The sequence below is a fragment of the Plantibacter sp. ME-Dv--P-122b genome (assembly GCF_030209375.1).
Taxonomy (GTDB): domain Bacteria; phylum Actinomycetota; class Actinomycetes; order Actinomycetales; family Microbacteriaceae; genus Plantibacter.
Genome location: NZ_JARVSC010000003.1, coordinates 938,312 through 959,126 on the forward strand (window position 1 = coordinate 938,312; position 20,815 = coordinate 959,126).

Below are 20,815 nucleotides of genomic sequence, written 5' to 3' on the forward strand. Positions count from 1 at the left end.
TCAGTCCCCCTCCGTCTCGCAGGTCCCATCGGATACCGCCCGGCGAACCACCCACCCGAACCGTGCTGCGATCATAGTCGCCGGACACCGGAGGCGACTCAGTCGCCGAGGACCGCTCGCAGCGCCTGATCGAACCGGATCGCCCGATCGATCTCGACCGCCGTCTCGTAGTCGGCCCCACGCAGAGCGACGTGCAGTGGCCAGTCGACGTCGATGAACCCGATTCGCCGGTCCCCCACGAAGACCCCGAAGCGGTCGGCCGTGAGCTGCTCCACCCACGCGCGGCGGAGTACAGACGTCTCGCTGCCGGTGGAGCCCATGGGACGACCTCTCTCGGCAGGTGCAGCGACCGGGTCCGGACAACCCCTCGAAGTATCTCGATCGTCTAGCTATCTCCGCCGTGATTCATCATGACACCACGGACGGCTGATGGACAACTCCGTATCCATTCAGCGCATGGAGCGCGATTCGGCGCCATCGTTGCAAGATCGTGGCGCGATGGTCCGCCGATCCTCAGGAACCGTCCGTAGGATGCTGATCGTGGGGTGGAAGTGGCCGTGGGGACGCAAGCGCATCGTCGATGCGCCGGTCGATGCCGGGTCCGACCCCTACCTCCAGTACCTCGAATGGGTCCGCCTCGGGAAGCCGTCACTGGCATCACCCGACGATCCACCGCTGCAGTTCGACCCGCGGTTCGCGCCACGACTGGCGTCCGACGCCGTCAACTCCTCGCGGGCCGACGGCGTCTGAGCCTGCCGGTCCGCGCACAGCACAACGCCCGCCACCGTGGTGACGGGCGCTGTGGACGTGCTTACGCGGTGGCCTGCTCCGCGACCTCAGCGCGGCGAGGGAGCTTCCAGCCCGGGCGCACGAAGTGGCAGGTGTAGCCCCACGGGATGCGCTCCAGGTAGTCCTGGTGCTCCGGCTCGGCCTCCCAGAACTCGGACACGGGCTCGACCTCGGTGACGACTTTGCCGGGCCACAGCCCTGAGGCGTCGACGTCGGCGATCGTGTCGCGCGCGACGCGCTCCTGCTCGGGCGAGGTGTAGAAGATCGCCGAGCGGTAGCTCAGGCCGACGTCGTTGCCCTGGCGGTTCTTCGTCGACGGGTCGTGGATCTGGAAGAAGAACTCCAGGAGCTCGCGGAAGGACAGCTTGCTCGGGTCGAAGACGACCTCGAGGGCCTCCGCGTGGGTGCCGTGGTTGCGGTAGGTGGCGTTGGCGACGTCGCCACCGCTGTAGCCCACGCGCGTCGACTTCACGCCCGGCATCTTCCGGACGAGGTCTTCCATGCCCCAGAAGCATCCGCCGGCCAGCACCGCGCGCTCGGTCGTCGTGCTCTGCTCGTCTGCTGCACTCATCGTGACTCCTCCTTCGTGCCGAGCACCGTGCGGGGTCCCCGCGTGCTCCGGTCTTCGGCTCCATGGTATGCAACAGCGTCCGCTTCCGGACTGTTCCGACCGGGGGTTGCACTCAGCGGTCGCACAGGTCTGAGGGTGCGACGGCGACGGTCAGGCGGTCCGCTTGCGGCGGAGCTGCGTGATCGACTCGTGGATCTCGGGGGCCAGCACCACGGCACCCGACCGCTCCGACTGTTCGAGCGAGACGGCCTGTGCCTCGTCGGCCGCGGCGAACCAGGAGGCGATGGTCACGCCGTGGCCGGGCTGTCGGACGATCTCGATCGGGTCGCCCGCCTGCACCCTCCCGCTCTTGACCACCTTGAGGTAGGCGCCGGGGCGTGCGGCGTCGGCGAAGCGCTTCACCCACCGTGGCTCGCCCAACCGCCGCTGGAAGGTGCCGCACGGGGTGCGTGGGCAGGTCACCTCGACGACGAGGGTGTCGCCGATCCGCCAGCGTTCACCGATCTCGGCACCGTTCACGTCGAGCCCCTGCGTGCGGAGGTTCTCGCCGAAGAGCCCCGGCGTGATCTCCCGACCGAGCTCGCCCTCCCAGAACCGCGCGTCCTCCTCGGCGTAGGCGTAGAGCGCCTTCGTCAGGCCGCCGTGGTGTTTGCGATCGGCCTGCACGTCGCCGTACAGCCCCATCGGCCGCACGTGCAGCGGCTCGTCGACCGGGCGCTTGTCGATCGCGGTGACACCGATCGAGCCGTCGTCCGCCTGGAGGGCTTCGACGCGACAGAGGGCGAGGAGTTCAGACATGCGACCAGTCTGCCGTGTCCGCGGCGTCCGCTCATCCGACGGAGCCGAAGCGGCTCAGGCGGACTCGCGGACGACGAGCGAGACACCCACCGAGCGGCGGACGGACGGCCCCGAGAGCGGGAGCGAGCCGGACATCATGCCGTCGAGCAACTCGAGGCTGAGCCGTGCGATGTCGCCCTTGTCGACGGCGACGCTCGTGAGCTCAGGGGTGACGAACCGACCGAGGTCGAGTCCGTCGATGCCGATGACGGCGACGTCCTCCGGCACGCCGACCCCGGCACGGGCGAGGCCCTTGAGCACGCCGACCGCCATGACGTCGTTGAAGACGAGCACGGCGTCGACGCCGGGCATCGCGGCGCGGCACCGCAGGGCGGCCGAGACGCCGCCCTGGTGGGTGTCCTCCGCCCAGGTCTCCGACGCCTCCGACCACGGCAGCCCGTGCTCCGCGAGGAACGCGCGGTACGCGAGGCGTCGTCCGGACGGTTCGGCAGAGGCGTCGATCATGGCGATGGACCGGCGTCCGGTCGCGACGAAGTGGGCGAGCGCCTGCCTGATGCCGTCGTCGAAGTCGATGTCGACACCCGCAACCTGCAACGCGGGTTCCGGGCCGGACGGGTCCGCTCCAGCCTCGGACTCGTCTGGCCGATGGTCACCGAGGGAGACGAACGGGATGGTGGCGAACGCGCCCTGGAGTGCTCCGTGATCGGCGCCGTTGCGCCCGACGACCGCGTCGACCTGCCTCGCGAGTTCGGCGAGCTGCGCACGTTCCGCGTCAGGGAGGTCCGGTCCACGATCCGCGGCGGCGGGCCGCTCGCCCGATGCGTTCGCCGCTCCCCCGACCTCGGCGACCAACACGGTCCATCCCCGCTCGGCCGCCTGCTGCACGAGGGCGGCCGCGAGCTCCGGGTAGTAGGGGTTCCGCAGGTCGTCGACGACCAGTCCGAGGGTCGTCGTCCGACCGCTCACCAGGTGCTGTGCGGCGCGGTTCGGCCGGTAGTTGAGCGAGGCTGCGACCTCGACGACCCGTTGTCTCGTGGCGTCGCTGACGTCGCGCATCCCGTTGAGCGCGCGGGTCACGGTCTGGCGCGAGACACCGGCGACCCGGGCGACGTCGATGATCGTCGCTCGCGCCGGAGCGTGTTCGTCGCGGGGCCTGGTCATGGTCACATCGTACTGATACGCTCGCACCGTGAACGTTCACGGTGACGTTCACCACAGACCACCGCACCGCCGATCAACGTTGAGGAGCACCACCATATGGAACACGTCGCCTGGGGGATCATCGGACCCGGAACGATCGCCGAACGGTTCGCGACCGAGCTGCACGCGAGTCGCACCGGTCGACTCGCCGCCGTCGCCAGTCGTGACGCATCGCGCGCCGAGGAGTTCGGCGAGCGCTTCGGCGACGGCACGGCTCCCGTCCGCGGGTACGGCTCCGTCGCCGAGTTGCTGGCCGACCCCGGCGTCGACGCGGTCTACATCGCGACCCCGCACACGGAGCACGTCCGGCTGGTGATCGAAGCGGCCGAAGCAGGCAAGCACATCGTCAGCGAGAAGCCGCTCTCGGTGAACCGTGCCGGCGCGATGCTCGCGATCGAGGCCGCCCGTCGTGCCGGCGTGTACCTCGCCGAGGCGTTCATGTACCGCTTCCACCCGCAGACCGCGAAGCTGGTCGAGCTCGTGTCGTCCGGCGCCATCGGCGAGGTCGAGCACATCGAGGCGTCGTTCGCGTTCGCCGCGGACCTGCCGGCCGACCACCGGCTCATGAACCCCGAACTGGCGGGCGGCGGCATCCTCGACGTCGGGGGCTACCCCGTCTCCATCTCGCGACTCATCGCGGGTGCCGCCGTGGGTGCACCGTTCGCCGACCCGACGGAGGTCACCGGGAACGGCACCATCGGCTCCACCGGCGTCGACGAGTGGGCCAGCGCGTCGCTCGTCTTCCCGTCGGGCATCACGGCGCACGTCACGAGCGGTGTGCGGCTGCAGGACGACAACCGCGTCGTCGTCACCGGCTCGACCGGCCAGATCATCGTGTCCGACCCGTGGCTGCCGTCGGTCGAGGACGGCTCGTCGATCGAGGTCCGCACCATCTCGGGCACGGAGTCGATCCACATCCCCGGGGCACCGCAGTACGCGATCCAGGCCGACGCGGTCGCGCAGTTCGCCGACGCCGGTCAGGCGCCGCAGATGCGCTGGGCGGACTCGCTCGGCAACGCGGCGACCCTCGACCGCTGGCGCGAGGCGGTCGGCCTCGAGTACCCGTTCGAGTCGATCGACACCGACATCCCGACCGGTTCCGGTCGCCCGCTCGCCGTGCGCGCCGAGCTCGCGATGCCGACCGGTCGCATCGCGGGCATCGACCACGACATCTCGCGGCTCGTGATGGGTGTCGACAACCAGCAGACCCTGGCGCACGCGTCGGCGATGTTCGACGACTTCTTCGAGCGCGGCGGCAACGCCTTCGACACGGCCTGGCTGTACGGCGACGGCCTGCAGGAGCAGCTGCTCGGACGCTGGCTCGCCAACCGCGGCCTCCGTGACGACGTCGTGGTGATCGGCAAGGGTGCGCACACGCCGTTCTGCGACCCGGAGTCGATCTCGCGCCAGCTGTTCGAGAGCCTCGACCGCCTCGGCACCGACCACCTCGACCTGTACCTGATGCACCGCGACAACGTCGAGGTGCCGGTGGGCGAGTTCGTCGACGTGCTGAACGAGCACGCCGAGGCCGGTCGCATCCGTGCGTTCGGTGGCTCCAACTGGTCGATCGAGCGGTTCGAGCAGGCGAACGCGTACGCTGCGGCGAACGGCAAGCGGGGCTTCGCGGCGCTGAGCAACCACTTCGGTCTCGCTCGTGCACTCGACGTGCCGTGGGCCGGGTGTGTGGAGGTCACGGATCCGACGAGCCGGGCGTGGCTCGAGGAGACGAAGACGCCGTTGCTGCCGTGGTCGTCCCAGGCGCGCGGCTTCTTCACGGGGCGTGCCGAGCCCGAGGACCTGTCGGACCCGGATCTCGTGCGCTGCTACTACAGCGACGACAACTTCGAGCGCTTGGCCCGTGCCCGGCAGCTCGGCTCGGAGCTGGGTGTCGCGCCGACCGCGATCGCCCTGGCGTACGTGCTGGCGCAGGACTTCCCGACCTTCGCGCTCATCGGTCCGCGGTCCATCGAGGAGACGCGCTCGTCGACCGATGCCCTGTCCCTGCAGCTGACCCCGGAGCAGGTCGCCTGGCTCGACCTCCGAGTCTGATCGGCTCCCTCGGGTGATGCCAGCGCGGTGCGCTGACGTCGCCGCGGGGCATGAGCGCGAGCGCGGGTCTCCGGAGACCCGCGCTCACGTGTGTGGGTCGCGCTCGCGCCGAATCCCTCCTCCTCGCGTCAGCGCACCGCGCTGACGTGAGCGCGGGGTGAGGCCCGGCCAGGTGCGACTCGATGCCAGCGCGGTGCGCTGGGCCTCACCGCGGGTCATGAGCGCGAGCGCGGGTCTCCAGAGACCCGCGCTCACGCGTGTGGGTCGCGCTCGCGTCAGCGCACCGCGCTGGCGCAACCACACCACGACGCCCCGGGTCGGGCGGGCGTCACGTGAGGGGTTTGCGGGCGCGGTCGCGCGCCAGGAGGACGCCCAGGAGCAGGATCAGGATGAGGACGACACCTCGGGCGAGCCCCTGCCAGTAGAAGGACAGCCCGACGAGGTTCATCCCGTTCGTCAGCAGCGCGAAGATGAGCACGCCGACGAGCGTCCCGAAGAGGTTCGGCCGTCCCGTCCGACTGAGCGTCGTCCCGATGAACACCGCACCGATCGAGTCGAGCACGTAGAGCTGACCGCTGTTCGCGACGAAGCCCTGGCTCCGCGAGGCCAGGATCAGCCCGGCGATGGCCGCGATCCCGGCGGCGAAGATGAACGCCGTGGCCATCGACGTCCCCGCCAAACGCCCGGCGATCCGGGTCGCCGTCGGCTGCTCCCCCGCCGCGGTCAGCACCCGACCCCAGCGACTCCGTTCGAGTGCAGCCCAGACGAGGATCAGCACGAGCACGGCGACGACGATCGGCGCAGCGACGCCGAGGACCGTCCCCGCGCCAAGCCACGCGAACTCGTCCGGCACACTGCTCCGCGACAGGTAGATGGGCGACCCGCCGTCGGTCGCGACCTGCTGCACGCCACCGCCGATGAACCAGACGCTCAGCGTCGCGAGGAACGGTCGGATGCGCAGCACCACGATGAGGAACGCGTTCACGGCCCCGACGAGCAGCCCGACGACGAGGCCACCGACGATCGCGACCCACGCCACGTAGTCGTCGGCCAGGAGCGCCGAAGCGGTGAGCGCCGCGAGGTCGATGGCGACACCGATCGAGAGGTCGATGCCGCCGGCGCGGACGACGACGGTCATCGCGACGGCCGCGAGCAGGAGCAGCGCGTTCTGGTTGAGCACACCGAGCAGGTTGTCGACGGTGAGGAAGGACGGCGACAGCACCGCGAACACGATGAGCAGTACGGCCAGGACCGCGGGGGCGAGCGCTTGCGGCACCGCGGCGCCGAGGCCCCGGACCGTCAGCTTCGAGAGCGGTCCGCCGGGACGCTGGTCGCCGCCGCCTCCCGGTGCCGCCGGCCCGGTGTTCGGGACGAGGACGCCGCTGGTGGCGGATGACTGCGCACGCGTGTCGATGCTCATCGCTTGACGCTCCGTTCGCGGATCGCAGCGACCGCGAGGACCAGCAGGATCAGCACACCCTTGGTGATGCCGATCCACTGGCTCGGGACGCCGAGCTGACTGAAGCCGTTGGTGAGGATGGCGACGAACACGGCGCTGAACAGCGTCCCGGTGATCGTGACGACGAGCCGACGGGAGAACGCGATGGACAGGAACGTCGCGAGGAGGATGTCGATGAGCGACTGCTCGCCGATCCCCGGCAATGCAGCGGACAACCGGCTGGTCATGAGGACGCCCGCGATTCCTGCGAGAACCGCCGCGAGGACGTAGCTGACGACGATGTGGCGGTTGACGTCGATCCCGGCCACCCGGGCGGCCGTCGGGTTCTGCCCGACCGCGGCGTTCTTGACACCCCAGCTGGTGCGCCCTGTGGCGAAGGCGACGACTGCGAAGACGAGCAGGAGCACGACGACCGCGGCGGGGACACCCACGACGTGCCCGCTCCGCAGCCACACCAGCCCGGCGTCGGAGACCGGCACCTTGACGTTGTTCGTGATCACGATCGTGAGGCTCGTGACGATGCTCATCATCGCCAGGGTGACGAGGAGTGGTCGGATCCCGGCGATCACGACGAGACCGTTCACGAGCCCGATGACCGCCGTCGCACCGAGCCCGATGAGCAGCGCGAGCGGCAGACCGAGCTCGGCCTGCAGGAGCACCGCGACGAGCGCCCCTGAGAAGCCGAGGACGGCGCCGATCGAGAGGTCGATGCCGCCGCGGACGACGTCCTCACCGCCCGTGACGACGACGATCGACAGCCCGAAGGCCGCGATCGCGTAGACCGCCGACTGGGTGAGGATCGTCGCGAGGTTCGCCGGGTCGAGGAAGCCGGGCGAGGCGACCGCGAAGACGACGACCTCGATGACGACGATCGCGTAGCCGATGAGTCCCAGCCGCGAGACCGGACGACGCTTCGTCGTGGACTCCGCCGCGGCAGAGGGCGCAGCGGGTGGAGCGGAGAGGGCGGTCATGCGGAGTCTCCTCTGGTGGGCAGCGTGCCGCCTCCAGGGCCTGCCGACGGGGCAGACCTCGGGGGATCGGCCTGCGTCGACGACGTGGGCCCTTCGACAGACTCAGGGACCGGGGCGGTCCAGGTGCCGGAATCCGCGTGGGTTGACGAGGTGGGCCCGTCGACAAGCGGTTCATGCCCTTCGACAGGCTCAGGGACCGAAGGAGTCTCAGGGACCGAAGGAGGCTCAGGGACCGAAGAAGGCTCAGGGACCGAAGAAGGCTCAGAGACCGGCGGGACCGAGGGGGACTTCGGCGAGGACGCGACCTCGGCGGCGCCGGTCGACCAGGCGAGGATCGTGTCGGCAGTGGCCTGCGATCGGGGCAGCTCGGTGCGGATCGTCCCGCGGTACAGCACGAGGACGCGGTCGGCGAGGCCGATCAGCTCCTCGAGGTCGACGCTCACGAGCAGGACCCCGGCGCCCTGCGCGACGAGCGCGTCGATCTCCGCGTAGATCTGCTGGCGCGACCCGATGTCGACGCCGGAGGTCGGCTGGTCGAGCACGAAGACCGTCGACCCGGCCGCGAGCCACCGTCCGAGCACGACCTTCTGCTGATTGCCGCCGGAGAGATTGCCGGCCACCGTGGTGTCGTTCGCGGGCCGGACGTCGAGCCTCGTGACGAGATCGGCGGCGATCTCCCGCTCGCGTCGACCACGCAGGATCCCGCCGAGGCCGGTGATGCGGTCGAGCGCGGCGAGCGTGAGGTTCTCGCGGACGGATTGGCGGTTCAGGATGCCGTCGCGGTGGCGGTTCGCCGGGACGTACGCCCCACCCGCCCGGACGAAGGCCCGCGGCGAGCGGATCGTGGCACCGCCGAGTCGCACGGTTCCGCCATGTGCGCGCAGGCCGGTGACCGCGTCGGCCAGTTCCTCGAGGCCCGAGCCGACGAGACCCGTGACGCCCACGATCTCGCCCGGACGGACGTCGATCGAGACGCCGTGCAGCCGTTCCGGGACCGTCAGGCCGTCGATCGCGAGCACCGGTTCCGCGCCGGCGTCGGCGGCGATCCGTTCGCGGTCGCCGAACTCCTCGACGCTTCGCCCCACCATGAGCTGGACGATGGCGTCGAGGGTCGCGTCGGGATCGGCGAGGTCGAGCGCACCGACACGTTCACCGTTGCGGAGGACGACGACGCGGGAAGCGATGTCGCGCACCTCCTGCAGGTAGTGGGAGATGTAGATGACGGCGACGCCCTGGTCCTGCAGGGTCCGGACGGTGCGGAACAACCGCTCCACGTCACCGGCGGCGAGCGGTGCGGTGGGTTCGTCGAGCACGAGGACGCGTGGGCGGGTGATCGTCGCGATCGCGAGCTGCAGGAGTTGCTGCTCGGCGACACTCAGCTCGTCGACGAGGGTCCTGCCCGGCACGTCCAGGCCGACGAGGTCGAGCAGTTCGCGCTCGGAACGGCGGTCCAGCTGCCGACCGGTGAGGAACGCGGAGCGCGACCCGAGGAAGAGCTGCTCCGCGACCGTGAGTCGACCGGCCAGGTGGCGGTCCTGGTGGATGACGCGGACACCGAGTCGTTCGGCGTCGCCCGGGTTGCGGATGACGACCGGTTCGCCGTCGATCTCGATGGTGCCCTCGCTCGCCGTGTAGAGGCCGGTGAGGATCTTGATGAGCGTCGACTTGCCTGCGCCGTTCTCGCCGACGAGCGCGACCACCTCGCCCGGGTGCACCTCGAGGTCGACGTCGTCCAGCACGCGGACGCCACCGAAGTCCTTCGCGATGCCCCGCATGCTCACGGCGGGAGCCGATGCGCCGGTCGTCACGGCACCGGCCCGGCCGCCCGACGTGCGCTGGGCGGTCGACTCGTCGATCGAGGTGTCGTACGTCATTCCAGACCGAGTCGCTTGCGCTCGTCGGCGACGTTCGCCTTGTCGATGAACACGGCGTCGAGGTAGGTGCTCAGCGGCACCTCGTCCTGCTTGCCACCGAGGTACAGGGCGACGTTGTTCGCGCTCGTCGTCCCGAACAGCGTCGGCTGCTGCGCGACCGTGAACTGGTACACCGAGTCGGGGTCCTGGATGAGGTCGAGCGCACCGGGCTCGGCGTCGACGCCGTAGACCTTGATCTCGTCGCGACCCGCCGCGTCGATGGCCTGCGAGGCGCCGATCGCGGGGAGGTCCCAGCACGACCACACGGCCGAGATCTCGCCCTTGGGGTAGCGGGTGAGTGCGTCGTTCGTCTTCTGCTTGGCGTCCTCGATCGTGCCCTCGTAGATGTCCTGCAGCTCGGGCTCGATGATCTCGATGTTCGGGTAGTTCTTCAGCACGAGCTTGAACTCGTCGTAGCGGATCTGGCAGGGGGTGACGTCGTAGAAGCCGTTGAAGACGAGCACCTTGCCCTTCCCGCCGATGTCCTCGGCGAGGGTGCGGGCAAGGGTCGACCCGATCTGCCAGTTGTCGGAACCGATGTTGTTCACCGAGTTCTCGCTGGCGTGGTCGATCGTGAACACCGGGATGTCGGCGTCCTTCGCCTGCTGCAGCGCCGGGGCGAGCGTGGTCGCGTCGCCGAGGATGACGACGATCGCGTCGACCTTCTGCGAGACGAGGTTCTCGACGTTGGCCAGGTGCTTGTCATCCTGTGCGTCGGCCTGGGTGGCGACGACCGTGGCGCCGAGCTCCTCCAGGCGGTCCTGCACGCCCTGGTAGGTGAGGCGGCCGAAGTCGCGGACGACGTCCTTGGCGGCGACGCCGACGGTCTTGCCCTTGAGTGAGGGGACGTCGACGTCGGAGGCGGCCGAGCTGGCAGTGGCGCCACTCGTCGACTCGCTGGACGAGGACTGCTTGAGGGAACAACCGGTGGCGAGGCCGGCCACGACGGCCAGGGTGACCAGGGACAGCGCGAGGCGCGATCGACGACGCATGGAGACTCCAGAGGACGGTGGGGTGCGGGACGGATCTGGGGGGTGGTGGAGCGTGCCGGCGTCCGCTGTCGGTGCGGTCGGAGCGCACCGGGACGTCGGGTTGCAGCAACAGTAGGGAGTGATCGGACGGGCCGCGAGAGGGCGCTCAACCTGACGTAACACAAGGCGCCCGGCGTCGGCGGTGCGTGGAGGCCGATCGGAATGCGGCCAGCGAAAACGTCGGATGTATCATGGCGCGAGGCGGTGCGCGCGGTGACCGTCTCGCTCGAGCAGGGGGTCGCATGGCAGTCACGGACGAGGCGATCGCGCGGATCCAGGCGATGATCGTCGCCGGCGACCTCACACCCGGCCAGCGCCTCCCTCCGGAGAAGGAGCTCAGCGAGACCCTGGGGCTCTCCCGCAGTTCCCTTCGCGAGGCGGTGAAGGCGCTGGAGCTCATCCGTGTGCTCGACGTCCGTCGCGGCGACGGCACCTACGTCACCACCCTGGAGCCGAGCCTGCTCCACGAGGCGATGTCGTTCGTCATCGACATGCACGCCGACGCCTCCCTCATCGAGATGTTCGAGGTGCGCCGCATCCTCGAACCCTCCGCGTCGGTGATGGCGATCCAACACCTCGACGACGAGCGGATCGCCGAGCTGCGCAGCATGGTCGACGAGGTCGACGAGTCGACGACGGTCGAGGATCTCGTCGCGCACGACCTGCAGTTCCACGCCCGCGTGATCGAGCTGAGCGGCAACGCCTACCTCGCGAGCCTGCTCGCCGCGCTCGGCAGCAAGACGGTTCGGGCCCGCATCTGGCGCGGCCTCACCGAGGAGAAGGCCGTCGCCCGCACCCTGCAGGAGCACCACGCGATCGTCGACGCCCTCGAGAAACGCGACACCGAACTCACCCGTGCCCTGGTCACCGTCCACGTCTCCGGCGTCGAAAGCTGGCTCCGCCGCTCGATGTAATCCCTCCCCCTGCCCGCGAACTGTCACTTGCTGCTAGTCCTGGCCGCTTCAACTAGCCGTTGGTGACAGTTCGCGGGCAGGTAGCGTGAGGGGATGGACGGCACGATCGACACCCGAGCGCTCATCGACCCCATCGACCGTGACGCCATGGCGAAAGCGCCCTCGTATCATCGCGCGCCGTCGGCCCGTCTGTTCGTCGGCCTGATCGCGGGGATCGCCGTGGTCGCCGTCGCCGGGTTCGTCCTGCTGGGCGGGCTGCCGTCGCGGTCCGGAAACGGCTCCGGCCCGACGCCGCTGCTGATGATCGGGCTCCTCGCGGGCGCCGTCGTCGCGGTGCTCGCGGTCTTCTCCTGGCGGACAAGGCGCATCAAGCGCTTCCGCCTCTCCCAGTTCGCCGCGGCCAACGGGATGACCTACACGGCCGACTCCAGTCATCCTCCGTTCCCCGGCATGATCTTCGGGATCGGATCGTCGCGGCAGTCCACCGACGTGCTGCGCGGCAACCGTCCCCGCCCCGTGGAGTTCGCCAACTACCGGTACACGGTCCGTCATGGGAAGAGCTCGACGACGCACCACTGGGGGTACGTCGCGGTGAAGCTCGACGTCCCGCTGCCGAACATCGTGCTCGACGCGATCGGCAACAACGGCTTCGGCTCGAACCTCCCGGCGGCGTTCCAACGGGCCCAGCGACTGTCGCTGGAAGGCGATTTCGACCGGCACTTCACGCTCTACTGTCCCGCGGGCTACGAACGCGACGCCCTGTACCTGTTCACGCCGGACATCATGGCGAGGTTCATCGACCACGCCGCCGAGCTCGACGTCGAGATCATCGACGACTGGCTCTTCCTCTACACGAAACGGGAGGTGTCGACCCTCGATCCCGACACGTGGGCCTGGCTGTTCGGCATCGTCGACGCGCTGATGACGAAGTTCGACCAGTGGGCCCGGTGGCGGGACGACCGTCTTCCGTCGCAAGCGACCGGAGCGTCAGGGCACCAGCTCGTACCCGGTGCTCAGACCGCCTCCCCCGCTATCGGACTGCTCACCCCACCGCCAGGCGTCGCTCCGTCGGGCCGGCGGTTGCGACGATCCGGGACGTGGATCCCCGTCGCGTTCCTCGTCGGAACGCTCATCGTCTGGATCGTCACACGCATGAACTGACCCTCGCCCTGCCCGCGAACTGTCACTTGCTGCTAGTCCGGACGGGCAGGACTAGCAGCAAGTGACAGTTCGCGGGCAGGGGGGTGTTGGGAACGTCTGGTGATCGGGAGACGAGGACGGAACAAGCGGGTTGATGGGATGACTGGGTGACCGACACCGGTCGCCCGTCAGAAAGGACCTTCCCATGCGCCGACCAGTCGCTCTCGGCTTCGCCGTCCCCGTCCTCGCCCTCATGCTGGGGCTCACCGCCTGCTCCGAATCAGCCGAGACGCCCTCGGGCGGTGGCTCGCCGACGACCGCCGACTCCTACGCCCAGGCGTACGACGACTACACGATCTCCCTCGCCGGCTGCCTCCGTGACCGGGGCATCGACGTCGACGACCCGGAGCCGGGCACCGCGATCACGCTCGACGGCAGCGAGGCGATGAACGCGGCCTACGACGCCTGCGTCACCGAACTCGGCCCACCGCCCGCGGACCCCGACCAGCCCAGCAGGGTGGAGATCTCCGACGAGCTCCGGCTCCGCGCCCAGTGCCTGCGTGACCAGGGTTTCGACGTCCCGGACCCGGATGCGAACGGCGTGTGGGACCTGCCGGAGGACCTGTTCGATGAGGCCAGGGCCTGCGCCGTGCAGTGAGCCCGGTACCGACGGAACGGCCGACCGATCGAGCTGATCGGTCGGCCGTTCCGTCGTTCCACGGTCAGGCTTCGGTCGGCCCGGCGCCGTGCGCCTCTGGCAGCAGCACCGTCGCCTCGAGTCCGCCGGCCGGCAGCGGTGCGAGCCGGAGGGAGCCACCGTGCAGCTCGACGATGCGGGCAGCGAGGGTCAGCCCGAGTCCGTTCCCACGATCGCGTCCGGCGCCCCGCGCGATCCGGGCGTCCTTGCGGTCGAACGGCTCCACGAACCGCGCCACCTCGGCCGCACCGAGCAACGGCCCCGAGTTGCTGACCACGACGACGGCGCGGCCCGGTGCCTGCGTGCCGGGACCGACCCACACCGAGACCCAGCCGTCCGGACCACCGTTGTACCGCACGGCGTTCGACAGCAGGTTCGTCACGAGCTGCTGGAGGAGCACGCGATTGCCGAGCACGGCGGTGCTCTCGAGGGTCGACGAGATCGTGACCCCGGCGTCGGCGGCCTCCGGCGAGATGAGCTGCGACGCGTCGCGGGCCACCGCCGCCAGGTCGACGGGCGACGTCACGAGGGGTCGGCGGTCGAGCTGGTTCAGCTGCAGGAGCGCCTCCACGATCGCGATCCCGCGCTCGTTCGTCTCGTGCATCCGCCGCAGCGCGCGGTCGACGTCGCGGCCCTCCGGGTCCGCCTGAGCCACCTCGATCAGCATCTTCATCGTCGCGAGCGGCGTCCGCAGCTCGTGCGAGGCGTTGGCCGCGAACCGCTTCTGCGTCAGGAACGACTGCTCGAGGCGCGCGAGCATGTCGTCGAAGCGGTCGGCGAGCTCGCGGAACTCGTCGCGAGGACCCGTCATCGCGATGCGGTGGTCGAGCGCGCCCTCGGCCGCCGCCCGCACGGCCTGATTGAGATCGTGCAGCGGCCGCAGGACACGGCCGGCCACGATCCAGCCGACACTGGTGCCGATCACGGCCATCGCGATGAGCGCGAGCATCGAGTAGTTGATGAGCGAATCGCGGATCTCACCGCGGGTGATGGCGGACAACTGCTTCGGATCGCTCGCCAGCGCGAGCGGGTAGTCGGGGAAGCGCCAGATGATCACGTTGATGACGATGAGCGCGATGAGTCCCGTCACGATGGTGAAGGCCGCGTAGGTCGCGGTGAGTTTGACGCGGGCCGTCACCCACGTCGTGCGGACCGCGTCGTCTCCGGAGGGACCGGCCGTCATGCTCGCGCCTCGTCGTCGGCGTCGTCGGCGTCCGCATCGCCCACCTCGGCGGGCGCTTCTCCCGGCGGGAGCACGCGGTACCCGACGGCCGGCACGGTGTGGATGATCCACGGCTCGCCGAGGACCTTGCGGAGTGTGGACATCGTCACTCGCACGGCGTTCGTGAACGGGTCGGCGTGCTCGTCCCAGGCTCGCTCGAGGAGTTCCTCAGCACTCACGACGCCACCCTTGGCCGCGAGCAGGATCTCCAGCACCGCGAACTGTTTCTTCGCCAGACGCACGTACCGGCCGTTCCGGTACACCTCGCGGCGGAACGGGTCGAGCCGCACACCGGCGTACTCGAGGACGGGCGGGAGCGACGCCTTGGGTCGGCGCGCCAGTGACCGGAGCCGGAGCACGAGCTCACGCAGCTCGAACGGCTTCGTCAGGTAGTCGTCGGCGCCGATCTCGAAGCCGCTCTCCTTGTCGTCGAGGTCAGCGGCCGCGGTGAGCATGAGCACCCGGCAGGGCAGTTCCTGGGCGATGATCCAGCGACAGACGTCGTCGCCGTGCGTGCCAGGGAGGTCGCGGTCGAGCACCACGACGTCGTAGGCGTTGACGGCGAGACGCTCGAGCGCGGCGTCACCGTCGAACACGAGGTCGGCGGCGAGCCCCTCGTGCTGCAGCCCCTCGAGGATGCTCTCGGCGAGGTACTGCTCGTCCTCGGCGATCAGGACACGCATGGGACCTCCGGTGTTCGGGACGGAGGACGCGGCTGTGGCGTCGCTCCGGCGCCCGCGATGGGCGTCGTGTCGATCGTAGGCGGCTCGGTGTTTCGGAACCGTCTGGTGATCGACCGACGCCCGCGCAACCGCCGTCCAGATGGACTGGGGTCCTGGCCGTCGGGTGTCGAACGCCGACGACCGACCGAGGAGGAACCATGAACGACCACATCCAGCACCAGCGCTCGGGCCGACCGAGCACCCGCCCCCGCCGCGGCCCGAACCGGGCCGTCGTCGTCCTCGCCGCCACGGCTGTCGCCCTCACCGCCGCGATCGCCCTGGTCGCCTGCACGGGCGTCGCGCCGACCATCACCCGCGGGATCACCGCGCTGGCCGAGCGCCCGCCTGGAGCGTCGGGTGACGGAACCCCGACCACGAGCGACGGCGCGTTCGGGGCCGACGACGGCGTGCTGGACGAGAACCGGTACTCGGCCTACGACACCGATCTCCCGGCCATCGCGAACCTCGACGCGGACCTCCTGGAGGCCGTCCAGCAGGCGACCGACGCGGCGGCGGCCGACGACATCACGCTGTTCGTGAGTTCCGGCTGGCGGAGCACGGCGTACCAACAGCACCTGCTCGACGAGGCGATCCTCCAGTACGGCAGCGAGGCGGCGGCCCGGCAGTACGTCGCCACGCCCGACGGCTCCTCGCACACGCGCGGGGCGGCCGTCGACATCGGCGCGACGGACGCCGATTACTGGCTCATCGAGCACGGCGCCGACTACGGCCTCTGCCAGACCTACGCGAACGAGATCTGGCATTTCGAGTTGGCCACCGTCCCCGGCGGCGAGTGCCCGGAACTCCTGCCCGACGCCGGGTGATGTCGGTGGCGGTCGAGACAGACGCCCTTACTCCTCCGCGTTCCGCCGCCACAACCCCCGTCTCATCAACGGCGATCACCCCGATACTGGGTTGAGTCGGTCGCGGGACCTGCACTGCTCGAGCCTGCCGCTCGGGACCGCGAAGGCCGAGAGAAGTGGAGTCCGTCATGGGTATCGGAACTGGAATCGCACTGGTGGTCATCGGCGCCATCCTGGCCTTCGCCATCAACGTCGACGTGCCCGCCGTCGACCTCACGATGATCGGGTACATCCTCATGGCCGCCGGCGCCGTCGTGTTCCTCATCTCGCTGATCCTCATGCTGCGTCACCGCCAGGTCTCATCGACCACGCGCTCAGCCGTCGACCCGAACAGCGGCGAACGCGTCACCCGACGGAGCACGACCGACAACGACGGTCCGGTCCTCTGAACGACTGGATGGCCCGTCTGACCCGACGCGGCGACGGAGCAGCCGAGATGGACGACGAGACGACGCCCGGCCAGCAGGGCGAGGAGCAGACCAAGCGAATCCGCGCGGTGGAGGACGGCGTGTCCACCGTGCAGCACAGCATCGTCGTCGACCTCCCCCTCGCCGCCGTCTACAAGCAGTGGGTCGACTTCGAGGCGTACCCGGAGTTCTTGCCGGCTGTGCGCGAGGTGAAGCTGACCGGCGAGGTCTACAGTCGCTGGACCGTTGCGATCAGCAAACTCTCGCGGCAGTTCCTCGTCGAGATCCTGGAGCAGCTCCCCGAGGAGCGTCTGGTCTGGCGCACCATCGAGGGCGACGTCTGGTTCAGTGGCGACGCCACCTTCGACGCGATCGACAAGCAGCAGACCCGCGTGGACGTCACGGTGCACTGGAAGCCGGTGTCCGCGGTGGAGCGGACCGCTGCGGCACTCGGGCTCGCCGGACGGGTCGTCCGCGGGACGCTCGAGGCGTTCAAGACCTACATCGAGTCGACCGGCGGCCCCTCGGGTCACTCCCGCATCAAGGTCGTCTCCCCGAAGGGCTAGCCGTCGACCCCACCCGAGATCGGTCAGCTCATGAACGGTCGCAGGTCCGGGTACCCGGTGGTCTGCCAGGCGCCGTCGACGACCAGGTTGTCGCCCGAGATGTACGACGCGTCGTCGCTCGCGAGGAACAGGGCGGCTGCGGCGATCTCCTCCGGCGCAGCGGCACGACGGAGCGGTATGCGCTCGTCGTACGCGGCCTGCACACCGGGGATGTCGGTCAGCGACTTCGTCAACGGCGTCGCGACGAGACCTGGCGACACGGCGTTCACGCGGATGCCGTGCTCACCGAGCTCGAGGGCCGCCTGTTTGGTCAACATGACCGCGCCGGCCTTCGACGCCGTGTAACCGACACCGAAGTGCATGGGGACGAGCGAGTTGAGCGAAGCGATGTTGACGATCGACCCGTCCTTTTCCTCGGCGAGGAACTGACGGGCGGCGAGCCGGGTGCCGTTGAAGGCGCTGTAGAGGTTCAGCCGGACCGTGAAGTCCCAGTCCTTGAAGGAGATGTCGGTGATCGTCCCGGCGCGTGATCCACCGGCGACGTTGAAGAGCGTGTCGAGCGTGCCGAAGCGTTCGACGGTCTCGGCGACCAACGCGGAGAAGTCCGCCTCATCGGTGACGTCGGTGCGCCGACCCCACACCCGATCGCCGAAGGTCTCGGCGGCGCTCGCGATCAGCTCGGCGTTGATGTCCGCGACGACGACCGAGGCACCCTCGGTGACCAGCCGTTCGGTGATCTTCGCCCCGATGCCGGACACGCCCCCGGTGACGATCGCGACCTTGCCGGCGAACCGGCCCTGGATGGATTCATTCGACATGATGCGGCTCCATTCTGCTCGCCGGCTCTGGCGAGCACCTCCAGCATACGCATCTATAAGTCACATGTCAGATAGTTCTAGCCGGCCCTCAGCATGACGACGCCGGCCCCGGGACGGTGTGTCCCAGGGCCGGCGTCAGGCAGGGGCGAATGCTACCGCGGTGACTGCTCGCGATCGGCGTCCGCCAGCTCACCGTCGTCGGTCGAGGCTCCGTCAAACGAGGGCGCCCCGGCGGTCGAAGCAGGCACCTTGCCGCGCGCTGCAGCCTCGAGTGACTCCGCCTCGTCCCCGCCGATGGCCTCACCGCGGGCGACGAGCCCGGCGACGTCGGACAGCGGGATCTGCTTGAGGAACAACGACAGCAGGAAGGCCGCACCGATGAACGGCAGCAGGTACCAGAACACCGGGGCCAGAGCGTCGGCGTAGGCAGTCACGACACCGTCGCGGATGCCCGGCGCAAGCTGGCTGAGCGTCTGCGGATCGATCGTCGCCGCCGCGTTGGAGGCGTCACCCGCGCTGGCTCCCGAACTCGCGAACACGTCCGTGAGGTTCGCGGTGAGCCGCGTGGTGAAGATCGTGCCGAACACGGCGACACCGAGCGACGCCCCGACCTCGCGGAAGTAGTTGTTCGTGCTGGTCGCGGTTCCGACCATCGACGCGTCCACCGAGTTCTGCGCGACGAGCACGACGACCTGCATGATCAGGCCGAGACCGGCGCCGAAGAAGAGCAGGAAGACGCAGATCAGCCAGATCGGGGTGTCCGCCGTGAGCGTCGTGAACGCGACCATGGAGGCGGCGGTGACGAGCGTGCCGATGACCGGGAACATCCGGTAGCGACCGGTCCTGGTGATCAGGTTCCCCGAGACGATCGAGGTGCCGATGAGGCCGACCATCATCGGGATCATGAGGAGGCCCGATGCAGCTGCCGAGGTGCCGGACGACATCTGCAGGAAGGTCGGCACGAAACCGATCGCCGAGAACATGCCGAGCCCGAGGGTGAGGCCGATCGCGGTCGCGTTGATGAACGTCGGGTTCTTGAAGAGCGACAGCGGGATGATTGGGTCCTTAGCGCGCGCCTCGGTGATGACGAAGAGCAGCGCCGCGAGCAGCATGCCGATGCCGAACATCCAGGTCTCGATGGCACCCCAACCGTGAGCGGCGTCGCCACCGAAGTCGGTGAAGAAGATGAGGCAGGTGGTGAACGCCGAGAGGAAGATCACGCCGAGGAGGTCGATCGGCGCGGTCGCCTGCTTGTTCGGCAGCTTCAGGGTGAAGAACGCGATCGCGAAGGCCGCGATACCGACCGGGATGTTGATGTAGAACGCCCACTGCCAGGTGAGGTGATCGACGAAGAAGCCACCGAGGAGCGGCCCACCGACGGCGGAGAGACCGAACACCGCGCCGAGCGGCCCGAGGTACTTGCCGCGCTCGGAGGCGGGCACGATGTCGGCGATGATCGCCTGCGACAGGATCATGAGGCCACCGCCACCGAGGCCCTGGACGGCACGCCAGACGATGAGCTGCGTGAAGTCGCCCGCGAACGCACAGCCGACGGAGGCGATCGTGAACAGGGCGATCGCGACGAGGAAGAGGCGACGACGGCCGAGGACGTCACCGAACTTGCCGTAGACGGGCATGACGATCGTGGTCGCCAAGAGGTAGGCGGTGGTGAGCCAGACCTGGTGATCGACGCCGCCCAGCTGTCCGACGATCGTCGGCATGGCGGTGGAGACGATCGTCTGGTCGAGGCTGGAGAGCAGCATGCCCGCGATGAGGGCGGCGAAGATGATCCAGATACGGCGCTTGGTGAGCAGCATCGGGCCCTCGGTGGGTGCGGCGGTGGCGGCGGTCACGGGAGGTCCTTTCGGGGAGTGGGGATTCGTGTGGGGGTTCTGGGGCGCGGCGGCGGTGGGCGCTGCGGCGCTGGGGCGGTCTCAGCGCATGGTGTCGACACGTCAGGCGGGAGCGGGACCGGCTGACTCGGTGTCGTCGGGCTCGGGGTCGTCGGGCTCGGGGTCGTCGGGCTCGAGAATGGTGCGATACGTCGCCAGGCAGTCGCGGATGGATCCGACGATGTCGAACTCACCGCCCGGGCCGAGGTCGGCGACGCCGCTGCCGAAGACGCGCGCCATCGTCGTCTTGATCGCCATCCCGAAGAGATCGGCGCAGGCGCGGGCACGCGGGTCGTCCGCGGGGACCCCTTCACGCACGGCGATCAGCTCGACGAGCAGTTGCTCGCGTTCGCGGTTGAGGCCCATGAACCGGACCAGCAGTTTGGGTTCGCGCTCGAGGGCGGCGTGGAAGTCGACGTGCTCGGCAAGGCCGAACCCGGACCGCTCCGCATGGGCGGCCGCGATGAGCATGAAGTCGTCGAGCACGGCGCGCCACCCCCGCGAACCGAGGGCGAGGAACTCGGTGGCGAACCGTTCGCTCTCCTCGGTCTCGTCGATGCCGAGGACCGCGTCCTCCTTGCTCGGGAAGTAGTTGAAGAAGGTGCGGCGCGAGACGCCGACCTCCTCGCAGAGTTCCTCGATCGTGAAGCCGTTGAGGCCCTGGGTGGCCGTGAGCCGACGAGACACGGTCGTCAGACGCGCGGCGGTGGCGGCCATCCGATCGGACAGTCGATTCGTCGAAGTTGCACTCTGCATCACGAAGTGCAGTATTGCACTTTCCAATCCGTGGTGC

The 20,815-nt window shown here is 69.4% G+C and carries 21 protein-coding genes; 8 read left to right on the top strand and 13 right to left on the bottom strand.

Translation table 11 applies throughout. The features are described 5' to 3' along the window. Window positions 1-98: 98 nt before the first annotated feature. The gene (locus tag QRN19_RS09070; RefSeq protein WP_285026471.1) at window positions 99-320 is read right to left on the bottom strand and encodes a hypothetical protein; all 222 of its coding nucleotides are present in this window, start codon (window positions 318-320) and stop codon (window positions 99-101) included. Between the two features lie 220 nt (window positions 321-540). On the opposite strand from QRN19_RS09070, the gene QRN19_RS09075 reads away from it, so the two are divergent. Continuing rightward, entirely contained in the window at window positions 541-750 is a 210-nt protein-coding gene (locus QRN19_RS09075; protein ID WP_124767435.1) for a hypothetical protein, read from the top strand. A 61-nt stretch (window positions 751-811) separates the two neighbouring features. On the opposite strand, the gene msrA is transcribed toward QRN19_RS09075, so the two are convergent. The 3 genes from msrA to QRN19_RS09090 all read right to left on the bottom strand — a co-directional run bounded on the left by msrA (window position 812) and on the right by QRN19_RS09090 (window position 3,319). After that, window positions 812-1,360, bottom strand: coding sequence for a peptide-methionine (S)-S-oxide reductase MsrA (gene msrA, locus QRN19_RS09080; protein ID WP_079706599.1), 549 nt, complete (start codon window positions 1,358-1,360; stop codon window positions 812-814). Window positions 1,361-1,510: 150 nt separating this feature from the next. After that, window positions 1,511-2,158 carry an MOSC domain-containing protein gene (locus QRN19_RS09085; RefSeq protein ID WP_285026473.1) on the bottom strand — a complete coding sequence of 216 codons (648 nt, stop codon included), beginning with the start codon at window positions 2,156-2,158 and terminating at the stop codon, window positions 1,511-1,513. Window positions 2,159-2,212: 54 nt separating this feature from the next. Further along, entirely contained in the window at window positions 2,213-3,319 is a 1,107-nt protein-coding gene (locus QRN19_RS09090; RefSeq protein ID WP_285026474.1) for a LacI family DNA-binding transcriptional regulator, read from the bottom strand. Between the two features lie 96 nt (window positions 3,320-3,415). Here QRN19_RS09090 and QRN19_RS09095 point away from each other — a divergent pair, with 96 nt between their 5' ends. After that, a complete protein-coding gene (locus QRN19_RS09095) occupies window positions 3,416-5,407 on the top strand; it encodes an aldo/keto reductase (protein WP_285026475.1) in 1,992 nt (663 codons plus the stop codon). Window positions 5,408-5,735: 328 nt separating this feature from the next. Here the strand turns inward: QRN19_RS09095 and QRN19_RS09100 are convergent, their stop codons facing one another. Genes QRN19_RS09100 through QRN19_RS09115 form a run of 4 tightly spaced genes read right to left on the bottom strand, consistent with a single transcriptional unit; the run spans window position 5,736 to window position 10,742 of the window. Beyond that, window positions 5,736-6,827, bottom strand: coding sequence for an ABC transporter permease (locus QRN19_RS09100; RefSeq protein ID WP_285026476.1), 1,092 nt, complete (start codon window positions 6,825-6,827; stop codon window positions 5,736-5,738). Continuing rightward, a complete protein-coding gene (locus tag QRN19_RS09105; RefSeq protein ID WP_285026477.1) occupies window positions 6,824-7,837 on the bottom strand; it encodes an ABC transporter permease in 1,014 nt (337 codons plus the stop codon). The genes QRN19_RS09100 and QRN19_RS09105 overlap by 4 nt, the downstream gene beginning before the upstream one ends. Beyond that, complete coding sequence (locus tag QRN19_RS09110) at window positions 7,834-9,711, bottom strand: sugar ABC transporter ATP-binding protein (protein WP_285026478.1); 1,878 nt, start codon at window positions 9,709-9,711, stop codon at window positions 7,834-7,836. The genes QRN19_RS09105 and QRN19_RS09110 overlap by 4 nt, the downstream gene beginning before the upstream one ends. Further along, window positions 9,708-10,742, bottom strand: a complete 1,035-nt coding sequence (locus tag QRN19_RS09115; protein WP_285026479.1) for a sugar ABC transporter substrate-binding protein — start codon at window positions 10,740-10,742, stop codon at window positions 9,708-9,710. Before QRN19_RS09115 ends, QRN19_RS09110 begins: the two co-directional genes overlap by 4 nt. A gap of 281 nt (window positions 10,743-11,023) precedes the next feature. On the opposite strand from QRN19_RS09115, the gene QRN19_RS09120 reads away from it, so the two are divergent. The 3 genes from QRN19_RS09120 to QRN19_RS09130 all read left to right on the top strand — a co-directional run bounded on the left by QRN19_RS09120 (window position 11,024) and on the right by QRN19_RS09130 (window position 13,493). After that, a complete protein-coding gene (locus QRN19_RS09120; protein WP_064295672.1) occupies window positions 11,024-11,695 on the top strand; it encodes a FadR/GntR family transcriptional regulator in 672 nt (223 codons plus the stop codon). A gap of 93 nt (window positions 11,696-11,788) precedes the next feature. Further along, entirely contained in the window at window positions 11,789-12,856 is a 1,068-nt protein-coding gene (locus QRN19_RS09125; protein ID WP_285026480.1) for a hypothetical protein, read from the top strand. A 184-nt stretch (window positions 12,857-13,040) separates the two neighbouring features. After that, entirely contained in the window at window positions 13,041-13,493 is a 453-nt protein-coding gene (locus QRN19_RS09130; protein ID WP_285026482.1) for a hypothetical protein, read from the top strand. Between the two features lie 64 nt (window positions 13,494-13,557). On the opposite strand, the gene QRN19_RS09135 is transcribed toward QRN19_RS09130, so the two are convergent. Further along, window positions 13,558-14,715: a sensor histidine kinase gene (locus QRN19_RS09135; RefSeq protein ID WP_285026484.1), complete on the bottom strand. Its 1,158-nt coding sequence runs from the start codon at window positions 14,713-14,715 to the stop codon at window positions 13,558-13,560. Next, on the bottom strand, window positions 14,712-15,437 hold the full coding sequence (locus tag QRN19_RS09140) for a response regulator transcription factor (RefSeq protein ID WP_285026486.1): 726 nt from the start codon (window positions 15,435-15,437) through the stop codon (window positions 14,712-14,714). The genes QRN19_RS09135 and QRN19_RS09140 overlap by 4 nt, the downstream gene beginning before the upstream one ends. A 197-nt stretch (window positions 15,438-15,634) precedes the next feature. Between QRN19_RS09140 and QRN19_RS09145 the strand changes: the two genes are divergently transcribed. From QRN19_RS09145 to QRN19_RS09155, 3 genes are all read left to right on the top strand, one after another. Then, window positions 15,635-16,300, top strand: coding sequence for a M15 family metallopeptidase (locus QRN19_RS09145; protein WP_285026487.1), 666 nt, complete (start codon window positions 15,635-15,637; stop codon window positions 16,298-16,300). A 167-nt stretch (window positions 16,301-16,467) separates the two neighbouring features. Further along, window positions 16,468-16,728, top strand: a complete 261-nt coding sequence (locus QRN19_RS09150) for a DUF6458 family protein (protein ID WP_085513906.1) — start codon at window positions 16,468-16,470, stop codon at window positions 16,726-16,728. 8 nt (window positions 16,729-16,736) lie between these two features. Next, window positions 16,737-17,312, top strand: coding sequence for an SRPBCC family protein (locus QRN19_RS09155; protein WP_285026489.1), 576 nt, complete (start codon window positions 16,737-16,739; stop codon window positions 17,310-17,312). 23 nt (window positions 17,313-17,335) lie between these two features. Here the strand turns inward: QRN19_RS09155 and QRN19_RS09160 are convergent, their stop codons facing one another. From QRN19_RS09160 to QRN19_RS09170, 3 genes are all read right to left on the bottom strand, one after another. Then, the gene (locus QRN19_RS09160; RefSeq protein ID WP_285026490.1) at window positions 17,336-18,130 is read right to left on the bottom strand and encodes an SDR family NAD(P)-dependent oxidoreductase; all 795 of its coding nucleotides are present in this window, start codon (window positions 18,128-18,130) and stop codon (window positions 17,336-17,338) included. A gap of 152 nt (window positions 18,131-18,282) precedes the next feature. Next, on the bottom strand, window positions 18,283-19,947 hold the full coding sequence (locus QRN19_RS09165) for an MDR family MFS transporter (protein WP_285026760.1): 1,665 nt from the start codon (window positions 19,945-19,947) through the stop codon (window positions 18,283-18,285). A 138-nt stretch (window positions 19,948-20,085) separates the two neighbouring features. After that, entirely contained in the window at window positions 20,086-20,739 is a 654-nt protein-coding gene (locus QRN19_RS09170; protein WP_285026492.1) for a TetR/AcrR family transcriptional regulator, read from the bottom strand. Window positions 20,740-20,815 lie beyond the last annotated feature (76 nt).